Origin of the sequence: Paractinoplanes bogorensis (assembly GCF_018829635.1) — a bacterium.
Taxonomy (GTDB): Bacteria; Actinomycetota; Actinomycetes; order Mycobacteriales; family Micromonosporaceae; genus Actinoplanes; species Actinoplanes bogorensis.
This window is the reverse complement of sequence record NZ_JAHKKG010000001.1, coordinates 723,226-745,297: the sequence shown is the minus strand read 5'-3', so window position 1 is coordinate 745,297 and position 22,072 is coordinate 723,226. Positions and strand designations below refer to the sequence as shown.

18 protein-coding genes are annotated in these 22,072 nt (G+C 70.3%); 12 read left to right on the top strand and 6 right to left on the bottom strand.

Features of this window, described 5'->3' with window-relative positions:
- Positions 1–11 precede the first annotated feature (11 nt).
- Positions 12–1,643 (bottom strand): GMC family oxidoreductase, encoded by a 1,632-nt coding sequence (locus tag KOI35_RS03610; protein ID WP_246612390.1) that lies wholly within the window; start codon positions 1,641–1,643, stop codon positions 12–14.
- 86 nt (positions 1,644–1,729) lie between these two features.
- Between KOI35_RS03610 and KOI35_RS03605 the strand changes: the two genes are divergently transcribed.
- Positions 1,730–2,491, top strand: a complete 762-nt coding sequence (locus KOI35_RS03605) for a glycerophosphodiester phosphodiesterase family protein (RefSeq protein WP_438870578.1) — start codon at positions 1,730–1,732, stop codon at positions 2,489–2,491.
- 832 nt (positions 2,492–3,323) lie between these two features.
- Here the strand turns inward: KOI35_RS03605 and KOI35_RS03600 are convergent.
- Positions 3,324–4,415 (bottom strand): SDR family NAD(P)-dependent oxidoreductase, encoded by a 1,092-nt coding sequence (locus KOI35_RS03600; protein WP_215784515.1) that lies wholly within the window; start codon positions 4,413–4,415, stop codon positions 3,324–3,326.
- Positions 4,416–4,491: 76 nt separating this feature from the next.
- Between KOI35_RS03600 and KOI35_RS03595 the strand changes: the two genes are divergently transcribed.
- The 6 genes from KOI35_RS03595 to KOI35_RS03570 all read left to right on the top strand — a co-directional run bounded on the left by KOI35_RS03595 (position 4,492) and on the right by KOI35_RS03570 (position 11,543).
- Complete coding sequence (locus KOI35_RS03595) at positions 4,492–5,259, top strand: TetR/AcrR family transcriptional regulator (RefSeq protein ID WP_215784514.1); 768 nt, start codon at positions 4,492–4,494, stop codon at positions 5,257–5,259.
- Between the two features lie 359 nt (positions 5,260–5,618).
- Positions 5,619–7,076 (top strand): hypothetical protein, encoded by a 1,458-nt coding sequence (locus KOI35_RS48745; protein WP_215784513.1) that lies wholly within the window; start codon positions 5,619–5,621, stop codon positions 7,074–7,076.
- A gap of 265 nt (positions 7,077–7,341) precedes the next feature.
- Complete coding sequence (locus KOI35_RS03585) at positions 7,342–8,166, top strand: siderophore-interacting protein (RefSeq protein ID WP_215784512.1); 825 nt, start codon at positions 7,342–7,344, stop codon at positions 8,164–8,166.
- A 31-nt stretch (positions 8,167–8,197) separates the two neighbouring features.
- On the top strand, positions 8,198–9,391 hold the full coding sequence (locus tag KOI35_RS03580) for a CynX/NimT family MFS transporter (protein ID WP_308120765.1): 1,194 nt from the start codon (positions 8,198–8,200) through the stop codon (positions 9,389–9,391).
- Between the two features lie 140 nt (positions 9,392–9,531).
- Positions 9,532–10,410 carry a hypothetical protein gene (locus tag KOI35_RS03575; protein ID WP_215784511.1) on the top strand — a complete coding sequence of 293 codons (879 nt, stop codon included), beginning with the start codon at positions 9,532–9,534 and terminating at the stop codon, positions 10,408–10,410.
- 167 nt (positions 10,411–10,577) lie between these two features.
- Entirely contained in the window at positions 10,578–11,543 is a 966-nt protein-coding gene (locus KOI35_RS03570; RefSeq protein WP_215784510.1) for a class I SAM-dependent methyltransferase, read from the top strand.
- 117 nt (positions 11,544–11,660) lie between these two features.
- Here the strand turns inward: KOI35_RS03570 and KOI35_RS03565 are convergent, their stop codons facing one another.
- Together KOI35_RS03565 and KOI35_RS03560 are read right to left on the bottom strand one after the other, a co-directional pair.
- Complete coding sequence (locus tag KOI35_RS03565) at positions 11,661–12,614, bottom strand: helix-turn-helix domain-containing protein (RefSeq protein ID WP_215784509.1); 954 nt, start codon at positions 12,612–12,614, stop codon at positions 11,661–11,663.
- A gap of 109 nt (positions 12,615–12,723) precedes the next feature.
- Positions 12,724–13,536 (bottom strand): LLM class flavin-dependent oxidoreductase, encoded by an 813-nt coding sequence (locus tag KOI35_RS03560; RefSeq protein WP_215784508.1) that lies wholly within the window; start codon positions 13,534–13,536, stop codon positions 12,724–12,726.
- Positions 13,537–13,689: 153 nt separating this feature from the next.
- Here KOI35_RS03560 and KOI35_RS03555 point away from each other — a divergent pair, with 153 nt between their 5' ends.
- From KOI35_RS03555 to KOI35_RS48740, 4 genes are all read left to right on the top strand, one after another.
- Entirely contained in the window at positions 13,690–15,642 is a 1,953-nt protein-coding gene (locus KOI35_RS03555; RefSeq protein WP_308120764.1) for a M4 family metallopeptidase, read from the top strand.
- Between the two features lie 193 nt (positions 15,643–15,835).
- Entirely contained in the window at positions 15,836–16,348 is a 513-nt protein-coding gene (locus KOI35_RS03550; protein WP_215784507.1) for a CAP domain-containing protein, read from the top strand.
- Positions 16,349–16,459: 111 nt separating this feature from the next.
- Positions 16,460–17,113, top strand: coding sequence for a helix-turn-helix domain-containing protein (locus KOI35_RS03545; protein WP_215784506.1), 654 nt, complete (start codon positions 16,460–16,462; stop codon positions 17,111–17,113).
- Between the two features lie 78 nt (positions 17,114–17,191).
- Positions 17,192–18,592, top strand: coding sequence for a GMC family oxidoreductase (locus tag KOI35_RS48740; protein ID WP_215784505.1), 1,401 nt, complete (start codon positions 17,192–17,194; stop codon positions 18,590–18,592).
- Between the two features lie 6 nt (positions 18,593–18,598).
- On the opposite strand, the gene KOI35_RS03535 is transcribed toward KOI35_RS48740, so the two are convergent.
- Together KOI35_RS03535 and KOI35_RS03530 are read right to left on the bottom strand one after the other, a co-directional pair.
- Positions 18,599–20,011, bottom strand: coding sequence for an aminobutyraldehyde dehydrogenase (locus KOI35_RS03535; RefSeq protein ID WP_215784504.1), 1,413 nt, complete (start codon positions 20,009–20,011; stop codon positions 18,599–18,601).
- Positions 20,008–21,288 (bottom strand): glycosyltransferase, encoded by a 1,281-nt coding sequence (locus KOI35_RS03530; protein ID WP_215784503.1) that lies wholly within the window; start codon positions 21,286–21,288, stop codon positions 20,008–20,010. The genes KOI35_RS03535 and KOI35_RS03530 overlap by 4 nt, the downstream gene beginning before the upstream one ends.
- A gap of 116 nt (positions 21,289–21,404) precedes the next feature.
- On the opposite strand from KOI35_RS03530, the gene KOI35_RS03525 reads away from it, so the two are divergent.
- Complete coding sequence (locus KOI35_RS03525; RefSeq protein ID WP_215784502.1) at positions 21,405–22,016, top strand: TetR/AcrR family transcriptional regulator; 612 nt, start codon at positions 21,405–21,407, stop codon at positions 22,014–22,016.
- Positions 22,017–22,072 lie beyond the last annotated feature (56 nt).

Below are 22,072 nucleotides of genomic sequence, written 5' to 3'. Positions count from 1 at the left end.
CCGGTTCCCCCTTATTCCTGGCGTCCGGTTGTTTCCCGGCGGCCGGTTTCTGTCCGGCCCGCCAGTTCGGCTTCTCGCCGGCCCGCCAGTTCGGCTTCTCTCCGACCGGCCAGCTCGGCGCTGATCAGGTCGGCTGCCCGTTCGCCGATCATCAGCACGGTCACCATCGGGTTCACCGAGGGCATCAGCGGGAAGATCGAGGCGTCGGCGATGCGTACGTTGGGAACGCCTTTGAGCCTCAGCTCCGGATCGACGACCGCTCCGTCGTCCGTGGACGCGCCCATCCGGCACGTGCCCGCGGGGTGATAGACCGTGTGGTGAGCGGCCCGGCCGTACGCGGAAAGCTCTTGATCGGTCCGCAACGCCGGCCCGGGCGCGATCTCGCGGGCGATCCACGACGCGAAGGGCTCGGTCGCCGCCACCTCGCGGGCCAGGCGCAGGCCGTCCACGATGGTCTGTTCGTCGTAGCCGTCGGGGTCGGTGAAGTAGCGGAAGTCGAGCAGCGGCTTGGTCTCCGGGTCGGCGGTGGCCAGGGTGAGCCGGCCGACGCTGCGCGGGCGCGGGATGTTGGGCGTCATGCCGAAACCGTGTTCCGGCACGTCGTAGCCGAGGCGCTCGGTGTTGAACGTGAACGGGATCTGATAGAGGTGGAACATCAGGTCGGGGCGGTCGGCGGCGGGATCGCGCCGGACGAAGAGGCCCGCGTCCGAGTCCATGGCCGACATCGGCGGGATCGGGCGGCTCGCCTCCCAGAGGATGAGCGATTCCGGGTGGTCGAGCAGGTTCTCGCCGACCCCTTTCACGTCCGCCTGCACTTTGATCCCGAGCTTCTCCAGGTCTTTGGCCGGGCCGATACCGGAGAGGAGAAGTAGTCGCGGAGTGTCGACGGCACCTGCGCACAGTACGTACTCGCCGGTCGCTTTGATCTTCTTGACTGTTTGCCCATTTTTAACGGATATACCGGTATCCGGGTCGAGGTGGAAGGCCCAGTGCTCGGTCAGGATCGTCAGATTGGGCCGGTCGAGGTGCGGGTGCAGGTAGGCGACCGAGGCCGACGAGCGGACACCCGTCTCGGGGTAGTAGCCGACCGGGAAGAAACCGGTGCCGTCGGCGAACGGCGCGGCGTTGAAGTCCTCGTGCACCGGCACGCCCAGCGCGGCGTGACAGGCGGTGACGAAATCCTCGGCCAGCGGGTTGCGGTCACGCTCGGCGACCGGCGTGATGTTGATCGCCAGGCGTTTCCAGAGCGGGACCATTTCCTCGTACGACCATCCGGTGGCCCCCGCGTTCACCCAGTCGGCGAAATCGTCCGGCGGCGGCAGAAAACTGATCATGGTGTTGTGCGACGAGCAGCCGCCCAGCACCCGCGCCCGGGCATGCCGCAGATACGAGTTCCCGCGCGGCTGCGGCACGATCGGATAGTCGTAGTCGAAATCGGACTCGAGCAGCCCCAACCAGTTGCGGAGCTGCAGAATCCGCTGGTCACCCACGTCGGAGGGGCCGCCCTCGATCAGGCACACCCGCACGTCGGGGTCGGCCGACAGCCGCGACGCGACGACCGAACCGGCCGTCCCACCACCCACGATCACCACGTCGAACTCGATCGTTTCCAGCGCGCGCCACCTCCGTCTTCGCCGCTTCAAAGAATCATCAGGCGCACTGCCGCCGGTCAATGTCATCGACGGACTTTTACCTCAGTGCAACAAACCGGGCCTCGTAAGATCAGTTGGTGCCCCTGCCCTACCTGGACCTCCCGGCGCCGCTGGCCTTCGCCCACCGGGGCGGCGCGGCCGACGGCGACGAGAACACGGTGGAGGCCTTCGAGCGCGCCGTCCGGCTCGGCTACCGCTATGTCGAGACCGACGTGCACGCCACCGCCGACGGGGTGCCGGTCGTCTTCCACGACACCACGCTCGACCGCGTGACCGACGGCACCGGCCGGATCTCGTCGATGACCTGGGCCGACCTGCGCTCGGTGCGGATCGGCGGGGCAGCCGCGGTCCCCCGGCTCGACGAGGTCTTCGCGGCCTGGCCCCATGTCCGCTTCAACATCGACGTCAAGTCCGACACCGGCGTCGCCCCGACGGTCGCCTGCGTCCGCGAGTCGGGCGCGGCCGACCGGGTGCTGCTGGCCTCGTTCAGCGACCGGCGCCTGGCCCGGGTGCGCGAACTGGCCGGTCCGGCGGTGGCCACCTCGCTCGGGATGCGCGGGGTGGCGCGGCTGCGGATGGCGTCACTGGCCGGCCTGCGGTTGCGCCTGCCCCCTTCGGTGGCCGCCGTGCAGGTGCCCCCGCGTCAGGGCCCGTTCCCGGTGGTCGACCGGCGCTTCGTAACCTTGGCCCACCGCCTGGGCCTGCACGTACACGTGTGGACAATCGACGAGCCGGCCGAGATGAACCGCCTGCTCGACCTGGGCGTAGACGGCATCATGACCGACCGCCTGACCGTCCTGCGCGACGTCTACCGCGCCCGAGGCGTCTGGCCCGACTAGCTGCTTCGGCGCGCTTTATCGGCGCGCCCCCTCACCGTCGCGCGGCTCTCCCCTGGGCGCATTCTCCGCCGTCGCGCGGCCCGTCACCGCCACGCGGCCCGTCACCGCCACGCGGCCCGTCACCGCCACGCGGCCCGTCACCGCCACGCGGCCCGTCACCGCCACGCGGCCCGTCACCGCCACGCGGCCCGTCACCACCGCATGACCCCTCACCGCCACGTGACCGTCACCGCCACGCGGCCCGTCACCGCCACGCAGCCCGTCACCGCCACGCAGCCCGTCACCGCCACGCAGCCCGTCACCGTCGCGTGACCTCTCACGCGCGCGACCCGTCACCACGACGTGACCCCTCACCGCCGCGTGCCCCGGCACCGCCGCGTGACCTCTCACGCGCGCGACCCCTCACCGCCGCGCGGCCCGTCACCGCCGCGCGGCCCGTCACCGCCGCGCAGCCCGTCACCGCCGCGCGGTCCTCCCTCGGCGCGATTCCTCACCACCGCGCGACGGCTGCGTCCTGATCCGCGCGGCCTCTTCGGGCTCCGTGGGTGGGTGATCGCCGTCATCTGTCGTGTGGCCGGCGTGGGTGGGCCGGTGATGAGGCCCGGCGCGTCTCGGGGTCGCGGTCGGTCGCGCCCCGCGCCATGGCGCAGTGGCTGAGGGACTCGTGGTCGGGGACCTGCCCCGCGCGACCCGTCACCGCCGCGTGACCCCGTCACCGCGCGCGACCCCTCACCACCGCGTGACCCGTCACCACCGCATGACCCGTCACCGCCACGTGACCGTCACCGCCACGTGACCCCTCACCGCCGCGTGACCCGTCACCGCCGCGTGGTCACCGGGGCTCTGGCCCGACCAGCTCCGTGCTTACCGTCCACAGCCGTCGCGCGGTTTCGGGGTCGAGCGCCCACTGCTTGACGGCGTGGCTGTTCTCGAACAGGTTCGCGTCGTCGCCGACCACTGCGGCCTCGTTGCCGTCGTCGAGGTAGCGGCCGCCGACGCCGGCGAACTCGGGCGCGACCGCGGCCACGAGCGTGGTGGCTGCGCCCTGCTGGGTTGTCTTGTAGGTGAAGACGCCGGCTGCCTCGGCGCGGGCCAGGTATTCCTTCTGCGCGGGCGTGAAGTCGCGCTGGAGACCGGTGGCGACGCCGCCCGGGTTGGCTGCGTTGGCCACGATGCCGTCGGTCGCCCAGCGCCGGGTGGCCTCGACCGCGAACAGCACATTGGCTGTTTTCGACTGCGCATAGGCTTCCTGCGGGTCGTAGTCGCGGCGCTCGAAGTGGAGATCGTCGAACACGATCGGCGACCGCATGTGAGCCCCCGACGTGAGCGCGACGATGCGGGCCTCACCGCGCTCACGGGCACCGGCGGCCAGCGCGTCGTGCAGGCCGAGGCTGAGCGCGAAGTGGCCGAGATGGTTGGTGGCAAACTGCCATTCCCAGCCCTCGGCCGTACGCCGGAGGTCGCTGGTGACCACGCCGGCGTTGTTGATCAGCAGGTGCAACGGCCCGCGCCACCGCTGGACGAAGGCAGCAACCGACGACTGATCGGCCAGATCAAGCGCGCTGACCTCAAGCCGGTCACGGCCGGCTTCCGGCCGGTCGCGGGCGGCTTCCGGCCGGTCGCGGGCGGCTTCCGGCCGGTCGCGGGCGGCTTCCGGCCGGTCGCGGGCGGCTTCCGGCCGGTCGCGGGCGGCTTCCGGCTGAGCGCGGGCGATGGAGTCGGCGATTTCGGCCGCTGTCCGGGCGCCGGCGCTCGTATCGCGAACGGCCAGGGTGACGTGGGCGCCGGCGCGGGCCAGCGAGCGAGCCGTCTCCACTCCGATGCCGGACGACGCACCCGTGACGATCGCCCGGACGCCGCTGAGATCGAGCCCGGCCACGACGTCGTCCGCGGTGGACCCGGCGCCAAATCGAGTAGTGATCATCTTTCCTCCTGGCTTTTCACTATACGCGGACTATCTATTCTGTATAGCGCGTCTAGTCACTGTTAGGCTTCCGGGCATGAGGGGCGAGCGAGTTCCGGGCATGAGCGGCGAGCGGCTTCCGGGCTCGAGCGGCGAGCGAGTTCCGGGCTCGAGCGGAAGCGTGGAGGTCGCCGAGAGCGGACGGCGTGAGCAGGTTCTCGGCGCGGCGCTCGTGACGTTCGCCCGGTTCGGCTACCGCAAGACCTCGATGGAAGACGTCGCCCGGGCCGCGAACATCTCCCGCCCCGGGCTCTACTTCCTGTTCGAGTCGAAGCCGAGCCTCTTCCGGGCCGCGGTCGTCCAGGCACTCGACGAGGACGTCGCCGCCGCCGAACAGGCGCTGGCCGACACCGGGCGCCCCCTTCGCGATCGGTTGATCGAGGCGTTCGACCGGTGGACCGGCCGCTACATCGGCCCGATGGCTCGCGAGGTCGCCGTCCTGATGGAGACCAATCCCGAGCTGCTGGGCACGGTCATGGGCGACTACCCGCGCCGGTTCCGCGAACTGGTCACCGACGCCATCGCCGCCGCCACACCCCGGCCGGGCACCGGCACATCCACGCCGGCCGCCGACTCACCCAAGTCAGCCGCCGCCACGCCCACGCCCGCCGCCGCCACGTCCACGCCCGCCGCCGCCACGCCCGCCGCCCGCACGTCCGATCGAGCCGCCGACGTGGCCCGGACGCTGCTCAGCACCTCGGTCGGGATCAAGCACGAAGTTGCCACCCGAGACGAGTTCGTTGCCCGGATGACCGTCGCCGTAGATCTTTTTCTGGCCGCTCTGCGGGCCCCGGCTATCAACTGACCGGCGCGCCGGTAATCGCCGGAAAGCGGCGCTGGAATAGAATTCCCAGGCAGCTCCAAGGTGCATCGAACCGAACGTGGTCTACATTTCTTGGCAGCGGGACGGCCGGAGTGACTCAGACGTGACTCTGTGCGAACATCCCAGCTCAGCAAGATTTTTGCGACCTTGGTTGAACCCCGGACATCAGCCGTTCGGACGATGCCAGGGGTTCGCAGGGCGGCCCATATTTTTTCTTTAAGTTTGGGCTAAGAATTCATCAATTTCGCTCCCGGAATTGCTTTCCGGCGGGACGCCTTTTACCGTCTGGGAGCCGGTCGGAAATTGGGCCGGGTGGATTCTTCGAAGAAGAGGTATCACGCATGCGTAGGCCTGCTTACCGCCGTGCGGCCGCCACGCCGTCGGGACGCAACCGACGGCTCTTCGCGGCCGGAGCTGTGATCGCCGCTCTGGGCGCCGCTGTCGGCTTCGCCTCGCTCTCCGGCGCCGCCGAGAACGGCCAGCCCGAGGGCAGTGGCGCCGGCAAGGTCGTCAACGGCCAGGTGATCCTCACCGACACGTGTGTCGACAGCAACCTGTCGCCGCACACCGGCTTCCAAGAGGGCAGCCGCTGCATCTCCACCGAGTTCGGTGAGGTCGGCGAGGCCAAGGACAACCCGAGCCTGCTGATCACGAACGCGCCCCGGGCCGTCGCGGTCAACGCGCCGTTCAGCCTGACCATCAGCACCCGCAACCTGATCCGCGACCGCTTCCTCGCGGCCGGCAAGGGCGGCTACTACGTGGAGAGCTCGGTCCTCAAGGACGGCCTCGTCCGCGGCCACTTCCACACCGCGTGCCGGATGCTGCCGAACACCGACGAGGCGCCCGCGCCCGACCCGGTGCCGGCGTTCTTCGTCGCCACCGAGGACAGCAAGGGTGGCGCCACCCCCGACGAGGTGGTCATCCAGGTGCCGGGCATGCCGACCGAGGGCACCGCACAGTGCTCCTCGTGGGCCGGTGACGGCTCCCACCGCACGCCGATGATGGTGCGCGCCAACCAGACGCCCGCGATCGACGCGGTCCGCATCACCGTCGGCAACGCCGGCGGGGGCAACAACGGCGGCGGCAACAACGGCGGCGGCAACAACGGCGGCGGCAACAACGGCGGCGGCAACAACGGCGGCGGCAACAACGGCGGCGGCAACAACGGCGGCGGCAACAACGGCGGCGGCAACAACGGCGGCGGCGGCGGCAACAACAACGGCGGGAACAACGGCGGCGGGAACAACGGCGGTACGCCGGGCACCCCGAACACCACGGTCTCGCCGACCAAGCCGCCCACCAAGGCCCCGACCACCCCGACGACGGCCCCGACGGTGAAGGACGACTTCACCCCGGACCCGACCAAGCCGGCCAACACCCCGGCCAAGCCCCCGGCGACCACCAAGCCGGCGACCAAGGCCCCCTCGACCACGAAGCCGGCCACCGAGTCGGGCACCGGCAACACCGAGTCGGGCAGCAACACCGGCGACGAGGTCGAGGCGCCCGCGACGACGAAGGCCCCGAAGCCCAAGGCCACCACGAGCAGCAAGGCTCCGGCGGCGGGCACCGATTACACGTACGAGGACGGGCAGTTCAACTCGGGCAACAAGGCCCCGGTCGCCGACCAGGTGGCCCAGGTGCAGGCCGACAGCGCCAAGAAGGATGACGGCAGCCTGCTCGCCAAGACCGGCACCAACACGGTCGCGGTGGTCGGCGGAGCGGCGGTCCTCCTGATGATCGGCTTGATCATCATGGCGCTCACCCGGCGCCGGCGGCTCCCGGGCAGCACCTGGGAGTAATCCCGAAGCAAGCGAGTAAAGGGCGGTCCGCAGCGCGCGGGCCGCCCTTTACCCGTGAGCTGACAAGTGAGGGTAGCCTTACCGACGGACACCGAAATCCCAGGGCCCGGACGCTCCCAGCCCGGACCCGGTCGCGCCCCGGCCCCGCGGACGCCCAGCCAACGGACACCGCGGAACCGGACGGCCGGACCCCGGACACCGCAGAAACGGACGCCCCGGGCATCGGTACACCTGTCAGCGAACCCCCGGATGCGAAGGACCAGGCATGGCGAGAGCACGAACGGCGACCGAGGCCGTCGTCACCCGGGTGGAACAGCTCACCCCGCACATGATCCGCGTCGTGCTGGGCGGTGAGGAGCTCAGCCGGATCGAGGCGGGCGCCTTCACCGACCACTACGTCAAGATCCTCTTCCCCCGGCCCGGGGTCACCTATCCCGAGCCGTTCGACCTGCCCACGATCCGCGAGACGATGCCGCGCGAGGAACAGCCGGTCGTCCGCACGTACACCGTGCGCAAGTGGCTCCCCGAGATCCCCGAGATGTGGGTCGACTTCGTGGTGCACGGCGACGAGGGCATCGCCGGTCCGTGGGCGGCCGCGGCCCGGCCCGGTGACGTGGTCCGGTTCATGGGACCGGGCGGCGCCTACGCTCCCGAGCCGACCGCCGACTGGCATCTGCTGGCCGGGGACGAGAGCGCCCTGCCCGCCATCGCGGCCGCGTTGGAGGGGATGCCCGGCGGTGCGCGCGTACGGGCGTACGTGGAAATCGAAAGTCCCGACGAGGAGCAGAAACTCGAGGTGCCGGCGGACGCGGAGCTGATCTGGCTGCACCGCGACGGACGACCGGTCGGGGAGGCGCTGGTCGAGGCCGTACGCGGTTACGAGTTCCCGGCCGGGCAGGTGCACGCGTTCGTGCACGGCGAGGCGAACTTCGTGAAGGAACTGCGCCGCTACCTCAAGATCGAGCGGGAGATCCCGATGGACCAGCTCTCGATCTCCGGTTACTGGCGTCGTGGGCTCAACGAGGACGGCTGGCAGTCGTCCAAGCGCGAGTGGAACCAGCAGGTGGAACAGGAGCAGGACCGGTCGTGACGCCGATCTTCGCCGGGGCCATGATGTGTAAGTGGTGGCTGCCGAAGAGGACCTGACCGACAAGCGTCGCGGGCGCGCGATGGTGCTGGTAGCGCTGCTGCTGGCCGCCGTGAACCTGCGGCTGGCGGTGACCAGCGTCGGCCCGGTGCTGGACGAGATCCGCGGCGGGCTCGGCATGAGCTCGACCACGGCGGGCCTGCTGACCTCCGTACCGGTGGTCTGCTTCGCCGCGGTCGGCTTCACGGCGCCCCGCCTGGCCCGCCGCTTCGGCGCGTCCCGGGTGATCATCGTCGGCCTGCTGGTGCTCGCCGCCGGCCTGGCGGTGCGCCCGTTCGCCCCCGGCACCGCCCTGTTCCTGCTGCTCAGCCTGGTCGCGCTGGCCGGCATCGCGGTGGTCAACGTGCTGCTGCCGTCGGTGGTCAAAGATCGCTTCCCGGACCGGGTCGGCGCCACCACCGGCCTCTACACGGTCGCGCTCAACGTCGGCGCCACGACGGCGGCCGCGGCCACGGTTCCGATCACCTCGCTGGCCGGCGACTGGCGGTTCGGCCTGGCCATCTGGGCGGCGGTCGCGGTGCTGGCCCTGCCGTCGTGGCTGCCGCTGGCCCGCGAGCCGTTCACACCGGCCACCTCGGAAGAGATCAAGACCGATTCCCGCGTACGCGTCGGCCGGAACCCGACCGCCTGGGCGCTAGCGGTCTATTTCGGCATGCAGTCGACATCGGCGTACGTCATCATCGGTTGGCTCCCGCAGATCTACCGCGACGCCGGCGTCTCGGCCGAGGAGGCCGGCATCCTGTTCGCGGTCACCTCGTTCCTGGGCGTGCCGCTCGGCTTCGGCCTGTCCGCGCTGGCCGGCCGGATGCGCAGCCAGAGCTGGATAGCGGTCGGCCTGGGCGTCTTCGGCCTGGCCGGCTACGGCGGCCTGTGGTGGGACCCGGCCGCGGCCCCCTGGCTGTGGGCGATCTTCCTGGGCATCGTGAACACCGCGTTCCCGCTGGTGCTGACCTTGATCGCGCTGCGCGGCCGCACCCCCGGCACGGTCGTGCGGTTGTCCGCCTTCGCCCAGAGCGTCGGCTACATCATGGCCATCCCCGGCCCGTTCCTGGTCGGAGCCCTGCACGACGCCACCGACGGTTGGCGGGCCCCGCTGACGCTGGTGCTGTGCCTGATCGTGCCGCAGATCATCGCCGGCTGGTTCGCAGGCCGAGACCGCCAGGTCTGACCGCTGCGGCTCGAGGCGCGCTGATCGACACCTATTGCCCCGTGCCTATTCTTTGCTTACGTCAACCCGTCTCTTGACTAGTTGTCGCGCGCGCGCCATGCTGTCTCTCGTCAATGCCGACATGGGACAGAAGGGGAGCCATGACCGAAAGCGTGACGTCCGATGTAGATCGGCCGCCGTCGAAGCCGGCCCGTGACTTCGACGGCCTCTACAAAGCACTCCTGGAGACGAACCGACACGAGGCGCTGCAGGTGTTGTGCGGCGCGAGAGTAGACAGCCGGACAGAGATACTCGACGGGCCGACCGAGCTACCGCGGCAACGCAGCCGCCTGTGCGACAAGGTGTTCGTGGTCCCGCGCACCGACGGGATGCCCACCGACGTCTACCACATCGAGATCCAGGTCAAGCGCACCGAGGATTTCCAGGAACGGATGATGTACTACTGGGCGTCCATGGCGCTCAGATTCCGCCAGCCGGATCACCGAATCCACCAGATCGCGATCTGGCCGCTGGGTGGGGGATATTCGGGCCGCTTCCGCCGTGACCGGGCCGAGCTCGACTACCGGTCGGTCAACGTTCCCGACGATCTGGAACCCGGCCGACTGTTGGCCAGCCAACTGGCGCCCTTGGCGCTGTGGTCGCAGAAACCACCACCCGATCTCGTCGAAAGGGTGGTCGATCGCATCGCCGCCACCAGCGTAAACAAGGAAAAACTGGTCCAGATCGAGCTGTGTATGCTCGCGGAAGAGCCGCTGGCGACCCAGGTGATCGACGAACTGCGGAGGAGAGGCATGAGCAACGTACTCGAGAAGACGGAGACAGGCCGCGAGATCGCTCGCCGAAACCGCGACCAGGGCCGCGAGCAAGGGCTCGTCGAGGGGATGCGGACACTCCTTCGGGCGACGTATGGCGAGCTCGCCGACCTGGACGAACTCGCTCAGCGACTGACCGACAGCAACTTCGCCGGGAACTTCGCCCGCATCGTCGCCGGCACGACTCTGGCGGAACTGCGTTCCTGAGCTGCGAATCCAGGGCGCGATCGCCGGGCCGTCGAGTTCTCACGGTCGCGCCCCACAATGAACCAACCGGGCGGCTGCACCTCTGCGGACCATCAAATTCCCCGTGCTGACGAGACGCTGGGGAACCGGCGACGCCGATCAACAGGAGTTTGCGGCACAGTAAGGCCGTGAGCGGAGACGTGTGGGAGGTCGGCGACGCCTACGAGGCGTACGTCGGGCGGTGGAGCCGGAAGATCGCCGTCGAGTTCGTTCGGTGGCTGGGGTTGCCGTCCGGGCTGCGGTGGCTCGACGCCGGTTGTGGCACCGGAGCCCTAACGTCCGCGGTTCTGGCGAGTGAGTCGGCCGCGCCAACGAGTCCGACGGACAGCGCGCATGTCGTCGGGGTCGACCCGTCGCTCGGGTTTCTGCGGTCGGTGCCGGCGCCGGCGGGACGGGTCGCGGGTGATGCGGCGGCCCTTCCGCTGCGCGACGAGAGCTTTGACGTGGTGGTCAGCGGGCTTGCGCTCAACTTCGTGCCGCGGCCCGAGGCGGCGGTGGCCGAGTTCGCGCGGGTGGCGGCTCCGGGGGCGGTCGTGGCGTCCTATGTCTGGGACTACGCCGAAGGCATGCGGATGATGCGTCATTTCTGGGACGTCGCCGCCGAGGTGGTGCCGGCCGCGGCTGAGCATGACGAAGGGCCGCGCTTTCCGATCTGCCATGAGCCGGCTCTGCGCGCCGCCTGGGCCGCGGCCGGGCTGGCCGAGGTCAGCACGCGGGCGATCGAGGTGCCGACGGTGTTCCGCGGGTTCGATGACTTCTGGCTGCCGTTCCTGGGTGGGCAGGGGGCGGCGCCGGCCTATCTGGCCACACTCGGCGAGGACGAGCGGGCGGCCATTCGCGAGCGGCTGCACGCACGCCTGGGTGACGGCGAGATCGCACTCACCGCGTCGGCCTGGGCGGTGCGCGGGCGGCGCCCGACGGCCGACGAGGCGGGTCTGACGTTGAGCGACGTGCGACCGGCCGACGACGACCCGGCCACCCTGGTGCGGCGACGGCGCCCGACCATGAGCGAGGCCATCACCGACCCGGGCGCGGACGACGAGGACAGCGCGGAGGCGGCACGCACCCGACGCCCAGCGGTCGGCGCAGCCTGAGACCCGTCCCGCGCGGGCCAGACAAAAGCCCGGCCGCGCACGGGCGGGCCAGACAAAGGCCCGGCCGCGCACGGGAGGGCCAAACAAAAGCCCGGCCGCGCGCGGTACAAAACCGGGTCAGGCGGCGCGGCCGGCCCACCCCGTGGAAGCGCGCTCGGCGAAGCGCCACCGCAACCGGATCTGGCTGGTCAGCAGCAACTCGCGCAACCGCAGCGTGTAGACGACCGTGCCGCCCTCGCCGGGCGACTCGGTGGGTGAGAAGCCCTTGATGCCCGCGTACGAAAGGATCTCGGCACTCACCTCGGCCGCGACCGAGGCCGGCAGTCGCAGCGACATCGTCAGCGCCCGGGTCGGGAAACGGATGTCGCGCTGGAACCACTGGCCCCACAGGCTGGCGGGCACCCGATAGGAGTAGGTGACCCGGGTGCGCTCGCCCGGGTAGAGCGGGAACCGCGCCCGCGCATTGCCAAAGACCAGGACCATTTTCACGTACGCGTCGGACGATCGCGTGACCCGGACGTCCATCGGCTCGGGTCGTTCGTCGCCGGCCAGGGCCGCGAAGTCGAGGTCGGACAGCTGCAGCGGGCTCTCCGCGTAGAGGCGGCGTGACACCCCGGGCTCGTCGGGGTAGCGGTCCACGTCGACGCGTACGGGAAAGCAGGTCACGGGCCGGTCCCCGACGTTGCGGACGACGCGCTCGACACGGCACGAGTACCAGCCGTCGGCGTAGGTGAGGGTCGCGTTCTCCTCTTCGATCACGAGCGTGGCCGGCAGCATCGGGCTGGGCTCGTAGTCGTTGCGCACGATCGGGGCGGGTGCCGGTTCGCCGGCCGCCTGGCGACACTGCTCGTACCGGGAAATGATCTCACCACCGCTCGCCAGGACCGCCTCGGCGCGGCCGGCGAACTCGAAGGTCGGGTGGTGACGCAGGCTCTCCACGTGGCTGATGTAGGACGGGTGGTAGCCCATCGACGCGGCGAGCTGCTTCTTGGAGAGGCCACGCCGGGTGCGCCAGGTGTTGAGCACCTGGGCGAACGCGGTGCGGGCCGCGAGCTCGAGTTGTGAGGTCATCACACACTCCTGAAGGGACGCTGTCCGGTCATGATGCCCCACCGGAAACGTCCCGGCCAGAGTCGCGCCCGTCACTTTGCGAACTCAGAAGATTACGCACTGCAAACAATCACCGGCGGAGCAACTCCATCACGGGTGCGAACTGCTCCATGAAGAAGCCGCTGACCCCCACGTACGAGATGTCGAACTCGTCACGCCGGCGGGCCAGCACGTCGGCGATCCGCTCGGCCGAGCCGGTCAGGAAGGCGATCCCACCCTCGACCGGGGCGCTGCCGATCATCCGGCTCACCCACGGCGGCACGTCGGCCAGAGTCGGGGCCACCGCCGCGACGTTGAGATGAAGCTCGAGGTGGGCGAAGCGGTCACCGGCGGCCGAGCGGAGAGTTTCCACCGTACGGGCGAGGTCCGTCTCGGTGGACCGCGGCGCCAGCCCTAGCGCGACCGTGTCGGCCCGCTCGGCGGCCAGCCCGAGCATGCGCGGGCGACTGGCCGCGACCAGCACCGACGGCGGTTTCTCGAGCTCGCGAACCGCGTCGATCGTCTCCGCGACACGGGCGAGCCGTTCGGCCGGCGTACCGAAATCTCGGCCCAGAGCGGCCGCGTCACTCTCGGCCCCCGGGCGCCCGCCGCCGATCCCCAGCTCGAAGCGCCCGCCACTGATCAACTGGAGGGTCGAGGCCTCCCAGGCGACCAGCCCGGGCGCGCGATTGGGCGCACTCAGCACATAGGTGCCGACGTGCAGCCGGGTCGTGACGGCGGCGGCCGCGGCCAGAGCCGGGAACGGCGCCATCGTGTTCAGCGTGTCCGGTATGAGCAGCGTGTCGTAGCCCAGCTCCTCGGCTCGGCGCGCGGTCGCGGCCCACTCGTCACCACTGGCCGCGCGCCCGGCGACGACCCCGAATCGGAACTCTCGCTCAGTCATACCGCCATCGTCGCGCGCCCGGAGAGACCCCGCGTACGTCGTGGAGCGTACGCGCAAGGGTTTTCCCTGATTCGCTGATGAGCGTCGATGCCTAGGTTTCTGAGCATCGGACTTGAGCCCGCCCAAACCCCCGGGCGGGAAAGGAGTACCCGCGTGAAACGTCGAACCCCTCTGATCATCGCGCTGGCGGCCGGAACCGCGGCCGCCTCCGCCATGGTCGCGGTGACCGGGCCGGCCACGGCCGCGCCGGTGGACCCCTCGGCCTCCGCCAAGCTGGCCGCCGACAAGGCGGACGCCCTCGTCGCGAGCCGCCCGGCGATCCTGCACGCCGGCACGAACGAATCCTTCCAGCAGCAGAAGACCATCCAGTCGTTCGGCATGAACTACGTGCCCTACAAGCGCACGTACAAGGGCTTCCCGGTCGAGGGCGGCGACTTCGTCGTGGTCAGCGACTCGACCGGGGCGACCAAATACACGTCGGTCGCCCAGGGCGCGCCCATCGGCGAGCTGTCGACGGTCGCCAAGATCTCCGACACCGCGGCCGCCGCGACGGCGAAGGCCCAGCTCAAGACGGTCAGCAACGTCGAGGGCACGAAGCTCGTCATCCTCGCCGAAGAGGGCACGGCGGCCAAGCTGGCCTGGTCGACCACGGTCGCCGGCACCAGCGCCGAGGGCCCGAGCCGCCTGACCGTCGACGTCGACGCCGCCACCGGCAAGGTGCTGCGCACCACCGAGCGGGTCACCGACGTCACCGGCACCGGAACCGGCTGGATCAACGGCTCGGTCTCGATCGACACCACCCTGTCGGGTTCGACCTATTCGATGCAGGACCCGAGCCACACCACGATCCGCTGCCAGAACGCGACCGGCAACGCGACGTTCACCGGCTCGGACAACGTGTGGGGCAACGGCTCCGGCACCGACCGCGAGACCGGCTGTGTCGACGCGTTCTACGTGGCGCAGAAGCAGTACGCGATGCTCTCGTCGTGGCTCGGCCGCAACGGCCAGAACGGCAGCGGCGGCGCGTGGCCGATCCGGGTCGGTCTGAACGACCAGAACGCGTACTACGACGGCACCCAGGTGCAGATCGGCAAGAACACCGCCGGTCAGTGGATCGCGTCGGCGGACGTGGTCGGCCACGAGCTCGGCCACGGCATCGACGACACCACCCCCGGTGGCATCTCGCGCTCGGGCACCCAGGAGTTCGTCGCCGACACCATCGGCGCGGCGACCGAGTGGTACATCAACAACCCCAACGACGCACCCGACTACCAGGTCGGCGAGGAAGTCAACCTGGTCGGCAGCGGCCCGATCCGGTACATGTACAACCCGTCGCTCGCCGGTGACAGCAACTGCTACTCGAGCAGCACCCCCGGCTCCGAGGTGCACGCGGCGGCCGGCCCCGGCAACCACTGGTTCTACCTGATGGCCGAGGGCACCAACCCGACCAACGGGCAGCCGACCAGCACCCGCTGCTCCGGCTCGGGCGCGATCACCGGTCTCGGCATCCAGAACGCGATCAAGATCATGTACAACGCGATGCTGATGAAGACGTCGACCTCGTCGTACCTGAAGTACCGCACCTGGACGCTGACCGCGGCGAAGAACCTCTTCCCGAACAGCTGCACCGAGTTCAACACGGTCAAGGCGGCCTGGGACGCGGTCAGCGTGCCGGCTCAGACGGCCGACCCGACCTGCACCGGCGGTGGCACCACCCCGCCGCCCACCACCACCCCGCCGACCACGCCGCCCACGGGAACGTGCACCGGCACCAACGGCACCGACGTCACCATTCCCGACGCCGGCTCCGCGGTGAGCAGCAGCATCGCGATCAGCAACTGCGCCCGGGCCGCCTCGGCGACCTCGACGATCGCGGTCAACATCGTCCACACCTACCGGGGTGACCTGCGGGTCGACCTGGTGGCTCCGGACGGCACGGTCTACAACCTGAAGGCCACGTCGAGCACCGACAGCGCCGACAACGTCAACACCACGTACACGAAGAACCTGTCGAGCGAGGCGGCGAACGGCACCTGGCAGCTGCGGGTGCAGGACATCTACCGGGCCGACACCGGCTACATCAACTCCTGGACGCTGACCGTCTAAGAGCTTTCCTCTCCCAGAAGTGGGGCCGGCTTGACGCGAGCCGGCCCCACTTTTCATGCATGAAACAGACATTTCCCCGTACGGGGGTAGCAGGCTCGTTGCCCCACGTTGCCTTCCGGGTCCGCTTCTTCATCCGGCGCGGCGCTCCCCGATCGGTATTGCTGACAGCAGCCGAACATGAAGGAGCCCGAACTTGAAGCGTTTCGTCCGCAACGCCGTCGCCGCCGCCGCCATCATCGCCATCCCGACCCTCTTCGGCGCCCCCGCTTTCGCGGCCGCCACGGCCGAGACGCCGAAGAAGGTTGCCGTCGTCGACCAGGCCGCGTACGAGACCGAGATCGTCAAGCTGACCAACGCCGAGCGCACCGCCCGCGGCTGCAAGGCCCTGCGCATCGATGACCGCCTGGTTGCCGCCGCCCGCGCCCACAGCAAGGACATGGTCGCCAACAACTTCTTCGAGCACACCGGCTCGGACGGCAGCAACTTCGTCACCCGCGAGGTCCGCGCCGGCTACCCGCGCAACGGTGCCTCGGCCGAGAACATCGCGTGGGGCTACCGCACGCCCAAGCAGGTCGTCACCGGCTGGATGAACAGCCCGGGCCACCGCAAGAACATCCTGAACTGCGCGAGCATCGCGGTCGGCGTGGGCGTCGCCTACACCGCCGACGGTGCCCCGTACTGGACCCAGGACTTCGGCCGTATCTGACCGTTTCTCGACTAACAATGACCGTGACCTGCTGAAACGCGGGTCGCGGTCATTGTGCTTTCAACCTTTCGGCCATGGGTGGACCCCGGGATCCGTGGCTATCGTGGCCGGATGACCGGCAAAGAGACGCCGCCCGGCCGGAGCGTGCTCGACGGGGCGTTCCGGCTGCTCCAGGCCCTGCCCGAGGCCGGGCTGGAGGGCCAGGTGGGCCGGCTCGTGCGGCTGACCGGGTTGCCTCGGCCGACCGTGCACCGGCTGCTCGGCCAGCTCGCCGAGGTGGGCGCGGTCCGGCACGTCGGCGACTACTGGGTGCTGTCGTCCGACCTGATGATGCTGGCCCGGCGCGTGGAACCGTACGCCGGGCTGCGCGACGCGGCGACCGGCGTCCTGCGGGTGCTGCGCGCGCAGACCGGCGCCACGGTGTCGCTGATCGTGCCGCAGAGCGAGTCGTTCGTCCTGCTCGAATCGGTTCCGGGCCAGCTGTCGATACCGGTCGACATGCGGGCCGGCACCTCCCTGCCCGGCTTCACCGCGGCCGGCCGGCTGCTCACGCCCGGGACGACAACCGCGCCGCGGGGAGCCGGCGGGGGCATCGCCACCGACCACCCGCACAAGGGTTTCAGCTGTTACGCGGTCCCGGTCGCGCTGCCCGGCGGCGGGAGCGCGGCGCTGCAGGTCGCGTTCGCCGGTCCGGAGCCGGCCAGCCGGTTCGCGGTCCCGATGGGCCGGGCCGCCCACGCGCTGGCCAGGCAGCTCGTCCGCTGAGCGGCCTTGGCCGGGCAGCTCGTCCGCTGAGCGGACGCGAGGTGGTCTCTCCGGCGCCCCGCGCGTCAGGGTCGCCCGGTGAACTACGACTTCATCGTGTGCGGCTCCGGACCGGCCGGATCGGCGCTGGCCGGCCGCCTGGCCGAGCGGCCCGGCGTCTCGGTGCTGCTGCTCGAGGCGGGCCACACGGACGAGCGCCCGACCGTCGACGACCCCTCGCGGTGGGTGGAGAACCTGGGCGGCCCGGCGGTCTGGGACTTCAGCACCGAGCCCTCCCCCGCCGTGCACGACCGCCGGCTCTTCTACCCGATGGGCCGGGTGCTGGGCGGCGGAGGCAGTGTCAACGGCTCGACCTGGGTGCGCGGCCACCGGGACGACTGGGATTTCTACGCCCGCGAGACCGGCGACCCCGCGTGGAGCCACAAGTCCGCCCTCGAGATTTTCGACCGGATCGAGAAGGGCCCGCTGCGGATCACGACGGCGTCCAAGGCCCACCCGGTCACCGAGGCCGTCCTCGCCGCCGCCGATCAGGTCGGTCTGCCGCGCTACTTCCACCCCAACGGCCGGCTCATGGAGTCCGAGCGGGGTGCCGCACCACGGCAGGAGATCATTCACGACGGGCGGCGACTCTCGCCCTACCGGGCCTACGTCGGCCCGCGCCCCCACGCCAACCTGACCGTGCTGTCCGGCGCGCTGGTGCTCGGGGTGCTGTTCGAGACGATCGGGCCGCGGAACCGGGCCATCGGCGTACGGGTCCGCCACCACGGCCGGCTACGGCAGATCTACGCGTCCACCGAGGTCGTGCTCTCGCTGGGGGCGGTCCAGACGCCGAAGATCCTGATGCTCTCCGGGGTGGGCGACGCCGCCGAGCTGGCCGCCTGCTCCATCGAGGTGCGGCGCCACCTGCCCGGCGTCGGCCGCAATCTCGACGACCACGCCCGCTTCCCGCTGCCCGGGTTGCGGGTACTCGGCGACACCCGGGCCGGCTGCTTCTGGAACCTGTCCTCGGACGAGCCGCCCACGTTCATGGAGGTCCGCGGCGGCACCTTCCACATCGGCATGCGGATGCGCGACACCGGCCGGATCCGGCTCGCGTCGGCCGACCCCGAGGCACACCCGCTGATCGAGACCGGCTTCCTCACGAACCCGGCCGACCTGGACAGCGCGTTCCGGGCGCTCGACACGGCGCGCGCGATCGGTCAGGGCCGGGCTCTGCGCCCGTACGTGACCGCTGCCGAGACCGAGCAGCACGACGTGCGCGACACGGTCGGGACGTTCTGGCATCCGTGCGGCACCGCGCGGATGGGCCTCGACAACTCGGCCGTCGTCGACTCCCGCCTGCGCGTCCTCGGATGCGAGGGCCTGCGCGTCGCCGACGCCTCGGTGCTGCCCCGGGCACCGGTCGCCGGCACGATGGCCCCGAGCGTGCTCGTCGGCGAACAGGCCGCCGCCTTCATCACCGCCGAGCACGCTTTGTAGACGGACTCAGGCCGGCCGGAACGAGTCCCGGGCGGCCGGGGCCGCGTGCTTGATCATCAGGTGGCGGGTCACCGAGTACTCGCCGACCGCCTCCTGGCTCATGTCCTTGCCGAAGCCCGAGCCCTTCACTCCGCCGTGCGGCGCCTCGGAAGCGATCGGCAGGTGGTCGTTTATCCAGGTCACGCCCACGTCGAGGCGGTTCGCCACGCGCAGCGCCCGGCCCACGTCGCGCGTCCAGATCGACGACGCCAGCCCGTAGCGCACATCGTTGGCCAGCCTTACCGCGTCGTCCTCGTCCTGCGACCGGAACGGCACCACCACGATCACCGGGCCGAAGATCTCGTCCTGGACGATCTCGCTGCTCTGGTCGGCGTCGAGCACCAGCGTCGGCGGGAAGTAGAAGCCCGGACCGGCCGGCGCCTTGCCGCCCACCGCCACCCGCGCCCCACCGGCGACGGCCCGGTCGATGAATCCGGCAACCCGGTCGCGGTGCCCGCCGGAGATCAGCGGCCCGATATCGGTGCCCGCGTCCCACGGGTCGCCCGCGCGCACCCGCGACAACGCGGCCTCCAGCGCCGACACTGCCTCGTCATAGACCGCAGCGTCCACGTACACCCGAGTAGCGGCCGTGCAGTCCTGCCCGGTGTTGTAGGTCGCACCCATGGTCACCCCGGCCGCCATCTCCGACAGATCAGCGTCGGCGAAGACGACCGCGGGGGCCTTACCACCAAGTTCCAGGTGTACGCGTTTCAGCCCGTCCACAGCCCCACGCATCACCGCCTGCCCGGTCCGGGTCGAGCCGGTCACGCTGACCATGTCCACGCCCGGGTCGGCCACCAGCGCCGACCCGATCTCGGCACCACCGGTCACCGCCTGCACGAGCCCGGCCGGCGCCCCCGCCTCCTCGAACAGCCGGACCAGGGCCAGCGTGCTCCGCGGCGTCTGCGGGGCCGGCTTGATCACCACCGCGTTGCCCGCGGCCACGGCCGGCCCGATCTTCCAGATCGCCATGATCAGCGGGAAGTTCCACGGCGCGATGCTGCCGACCACACCGATCGGCCGGCGGATCAGCATCGACGTGTAGCCGGCGGACAGCGTGCCCGCGCCGGTGCCGTCCAGCGAGCGCGCCGCCCCCGCGAAGAACCGCAGATTGTCGACGCCGAACGGCAGCTCGCCGTCGCGCATGACGGGGAGCGGCTTGCCCGTCTCCTCCACCTCGAGCCTGGTGAGCGCGTCGGCGTCCCGTTCCACCAGGTCGGCCACCCGCAGCAGCACCCGCGCCCGATCGGCCGGGGTCGCCGAACGCCACTCCTCAAAGGCGCCCCGAGCCCGCGCGACGGCCCGGCCGACGTCCGACACGTCACTGTCCGGAATGTCGGCCAGAGGCGCCCCGGTAGCCGGGTTGATCAGCGATGTCATGAGCGTGCCGATCCGATCTTCTCGATCGCGTCGGCCGCCAGCCGCAGCCCGTCCGAGGCCCGGATCGCCGAGCTGACCGACTCCAACCGGGTGGCGAGCGCAGCATCGGTGAGCAGGCGGTCGATCGCCGCGTGCATCTCCTCCGGCGTGAATCGGTACGGGTCGAGGCGTACGCCGAAACCGGTCTCATCCACCCGCTGCGCGTTGTCGTACTGGTCCCAGAACAGCGGCAGCACGATCATCGGCTTCCCGAAGTGCATGGCCTCGGTCGTCGTGTTGTTGCCGCCGTGCGTGATCACCAGGTCGACCAGCGGCAGGATCGACGTCTGGGGCAGGAACTCGGCGCCGATCATGTTGTCGGCCAGCTCGAACTCGTCGTGCAGCGGCCCCTTCGACACGATGTAGCGGTGCGGCGTGCCGGCCAGCGCCGCGATCACCCGCCGCATCAGCTCCACATCGGCCGACCCCAGCGACCCCAGACTGAAGTAGATGATCTTCTGACCATCAGCCGCGAACCCGGCCGGCAGTTCATAAGAAGAATCCGTTTCCCGTACGGACGATTCGAGGCGCTGCCACGACGAGTCGAGCGGACGCGCGTCGGTGTAGTCGAGCGCCGAGGGGTACACGTACAGGTTGAGCTCGCCGTCGTGGATGAACTCGAGCTCGGGCAACGCGGGCGCCCCCTGCTCGACGACCCACGCGTTGAACGCCTCCCACATCGGGCGATGCGTACGGTCGTACTCGGAACGAAATTCTTCCCATCCCGTACGGTCGTCGGCCGCATATCCCGAGAACACCGGCGCGATGTCCGGCCCCTTCACCTCGAGCGGGTTGCACGACACGATGCGGACGAACGGGACGCCGGCCGTGTTGAGCGCCGGGAACGCGACCACGTTGTCCTCGACGATCACATCCGGCCGGACCCGCTCGATGATCTCGAGCAGCGTCGGCTGGCAGAACTTGGCGCCGTCGATCAGTTCCTGCCAGACCGGCTTGACCCAGGTGTCGAGCTGCTCGATCGTCGGCTTACGGAACTCGGGCGCGGTGTCGCGGATGAAGTCCTTCCAGAACTGACCGGCGTCCTGCGGAGTGTCCGGCTCGGGCGCCAGGTGCACCAGGTCTTCCTCGAAGCCCAGCGCGGTCAGCTTGCCCGCCCACGACGCCTCGGCCGCGAAGACCACGCGGTGGCCCCGGCGCCGCAGCACGTCACCGATGCCGATGCAGTTGTTGGTCGGTCCGTACGCGCTCTCGGGCATGAAAAGAACCGTCAGAGGCATGAACACTCCCGGGACTCGTTGTTGAACGGCAATTCAACAAGTGGTCTTGCGCGAGGTCAATACCCAGAGCCTATGGTTGTCGGGACCAGTTGACGATCAAGTGAAACGGAAACAAGTTGGCAACCCGGAAGACGCGCAGTGAGCGCCGGGCGGACCTCGTCGAGGCGGCCCGCCGCGCGATGATCCAGCACGGCCCGGGCGGCGTGCTGCTCAACCAGGTCGCCGAGGAGGCCGGGCTGACCTCCGGCGCGGTGCTCTACCACTATCCCGACCTGAGCGACCTGCTGCTCGAGGCGAACCAGGCCGGCATGGAACGCTTCTACGCCGAACGGATGCGCCGCCTGGCCGGCCTCACCGACCCGGTGGAAAAACTTGTCGTCACGATCCGCTCCGGCCTGCCCACGGATGCCGAGGATTCCGACGTACGCCTGCTGTGCGAACTGGGCGGCTCGGCCGGCCGCAACCGCGTCTACGCGGCCCTGCTGACCACGCTGTTCGACCGCCAGGTGTCGATGTACCAGACGATCCTGGAGCTGGGCGCCGCCCGCGAGATCTTCACGCTGGCCACCGACTCACAGACGATCGGCCGAAACTTGGTCGCCCTGGAGGACGCCTACGGCTACCGCATCGTCGCCCGCCACCCCACACTCGACGCGGCCACCGCCGAGGAACTGATCCTCTCGTACGCCCGTCAGGCCACCGGCAATCCCCTGGAGCTCACCCCATGAGCGCCACCCCTCGCCGCGTCCCGAGTTCAGCCCCGGCGCGCTCCACCCCACGCCGC